Here is a 2,142-nt window from a genome sequence, read left to right as displayed (position 1 = left end):
TCAGAGTGAGGAGCAATTAAGGGCGAGCGTCAAGGACTTTGCCGAGAAACACGAACTTGACAAGTTCTTTTATTACGGCTTCGGCTCACATCATTTCTACCTGCACCAACGCTATACGAGTAACCCCGAAATAGTGATGCAGAACAGAGTGTTGTCAGTACATTTCTAACCATCTAAAAATAACGATTATGAGTACACGGATGACCATCAACGGAGTAAGCACCTGCACGCAAGCAGGGACAGAGAAATACGAGAAGTCCCAAACGGGTATCGGCAGACGTAAGCGGACACTTATGCAATACGACTACCGCCACACGGACGGGGAATTGTTCTCTTGTGTGAAACCCACGTTAGACGAGTGCCGAGCCGCACGGGACAAGTGGCTGACGGCAAAGGAAAGAAAGGAGGACAAGCGATGAACGAAGTTGCCTACCAAACGCTGATAGTCAAGTTCAGCGAGCCAATCAAGGCATTGGACGGAATGTTTGATGATGCCGAAGCATGGGGAGTTGATACCCTGAAGGGGTGGATAGACAACTATGAAAGTAGCAGGTTTACTGCCATTGACAGCCATACGGCAGTCATAACGAGCGAGTATAACATGGAGTGGCTGAAAGAGTGGCTGGAAAGATGCACACCCATAGCCGAGAAAACTGAATTTTGAACGTTGTGGCGGTGTCCGCACCGCCACAACATAACGCCTAAAATACAACGAATATGATAGCGAAGACAATTTTGGAGCAGATAGGTGGCAGACGCTTTGCCACCATGACGGGAAGCAAAGACTTCATAGACATGGGCAACGGCTTACGCATGAGCCTTGCGAGGAACAAGACGAGTGCCAACCGCCTTGACATCATCTATGATGCAGGGGCAGACCTCTACAATATGCGCTTCTACCGCAGGACGTTCAGCAAAAAGACATTCGAGTGCAAGACGAAAGACATAGAAACGCACGAGGGGATATATTGCGATATGCTGGAGGAAATGTTCACGATGGTGACGGGGCTTTACACCCGTTTTTGAACGATGGGCGGCGAAAGCCGCCTACTTTCTTTCAGTGAGCATGATGGCGGACAAAGAAAGTAGCAAAGAAACCTTTGTTCCAATCTTCGATAAAATTCTTATTTGAATATGTAAAATTAGCCATAAAAGGCTAATTTTGCATTGTTATTTTTTTGTATATTAATATGAATATAGAAGATTTACAACTAATTGTAGAAACAATATATCAGCACAATCCATCTGCATATAAACGAGGAGGAGATGTTGAGTTGTTGAATTCTCATATAAAAGCGATACAACATCTGAAAGAGGTCAATAAAATACATTATAAAGAATATAATTTGACTGATTTAGAAGCATTAAGTATCGTCATCCTTGAAGGCTTTGGTAGTTCTCGGTTCATACAAGAACCTCTGTATAATAGGCGTAAATTGAATGCCTTAACAGAAGTTTTAATCCAAAACTTAGATAGTGCATTAAGAAAAGCTCCTAAAAATACTCACCCTGTGTTATATGCCAATGATGGTTTTATGCGTGGTAATAATAGGATTGGAGATATTTTTACCGTAAATGGCTTTTTTACGACATCAATAGATGATTTTGATAATGCTCATTCTATAAAATGGATAATTGAGCCTTTACCGGAAGGTCAAACAAAAGCTTATGAAATATATAAAATATATAATCATGGAGAGGATTGTCCGTATCCTGAATATCAAGTGGAATTTGAAAGAGGAACAAAATTTGAGATAACTGACATAAAGAAAGGCAAAGAATATAATGTAGTTCATATAAAAGAACTGCCATCTCAAACTATCTGATAGCAGCAATATATTAGAAAATCCGATGAAGTTGCGGCTTCATCGGATTTTCTTTTGTCAGGTACTTATTATTTATGGTACATACAACAGTGCAAACTCCGCCTTTCTCCGTTTGAGCAGCATGGCGTGCCGTTTCCCCTTGTAGTTGCAGAAAGCGATATACTCCCGATAGATGTTCCTGTCGCCCGCCTCCAACTTTCGGATCAGCGTGCTTTTGGGAATCTTTCCGCTACCCAAAAGTCGATATGGACCGACATTGTAGGCGAGCGTGGCAAGCAGAAGCGAATCCTTCCCGAACTGCTGGAACATCGCGCAG

General features: G+C 42.4%; 4 protein-coding genes and 1 pseudogene. 4 read left to right on the top strand and 1 reads right to left on the bottom strand.

Going from position 1 to position 2,142, the window contains the following annotated elements; genetic code table 11:
- Positions 1-188: 188 nt before the first annotated feature.
- From JZY04_RS20940 to JZY04_RS20925, 4 genes are all read left to right on the top strand, one after another.
- Positions 189-419, top strand: coding sequence for a DUF3873 domain-containing protein (locus JZY04_RS20940; RefSeq protein ID WP_008645914.1), 231 nt, complete (start codon positions 189-191; stop codon positions 417-419).
- Positions 359-664 carry a hypothetical protein gene (locus JZY04_RS20935; protein ID WP_032567514.1) on the top strand — a complete coding sequence of 102 codons (306 nt, stop codon included), beginning with the start codon at positions 359-361 and terminating at the stop codon, positions 662-664. Before JZY04_RS20940 ends, JZY04_RS20935 begins: the two co-directional genes overlap by 61 nt.
- Positions 665-717: 53 nt before the next feature.
- Positions 718-1,026, top strand: coding sequence for a hypothetical protein (locus JZY04_RS20930; RefSeq protein WP_008645916.1), 309 nt, complete (start codon positions 718-720; stop codon positions 1,024-1,026).
- Positions 1,027-1,190: 164 nt separating this feature from the next.
- Complete coding sequence (locus JZY04_RS20925; protein WP_117678617.1) at positions 1,191-1,826, top strand: hypothetical protein; 636 nt, start codon at positions 1,191-1,193, stop codon at positions 1,824-1,826.
- A gap of 72 nt (positions 1,827-1,898) precedes the next feature.
- On the opposite strand, the pseudogene JZY04_RS20920 reads toward JZY04_RS20925, so the two are convergent.
- Positions 1,899-2,142 (bottom strand): annotated as a pseudogene (locus JZY04_RS20920) (lysozyme); the annotation flags it as partial.

Origin of the sequence: Bacteroides sp. 11BF (assembly GCF_019633765.1) — a bacterium.
GTDB lineage: Bacteria > Bacteroidota > Bacteroidia > Bacteroidales > Bacteroidaceae > Bacteroides > Bacteroides hominis.
The sequence above is the reverse complement of the archived record's forward strand: the minus strand, read 5'-3'. Positions and strand labels throughout refer to the sequence as shown.

Coding starts and splice junctions, on each gene's coding strand:
- JZY04_RS20940 (WP_008645914.1), top strand. CDS start 189: ATGAGTACACGGATGACCATCAACGGAGTAAGCACCTGCACGCAAGCA.
- JZY04_RS20930 (WP_008645916.1), top strand. CDS start 718: ATGATAGCGAAGACAATTTTGGAGCAGATAGGTGGCAGACGCTTTGCC.
- JZY04_RS20925 (WP_117678617.1), top strand. CDS start 1,191: ATGAATATAGAAGATTTACAACTAATTGTAGAAACAATATATCAGCAC.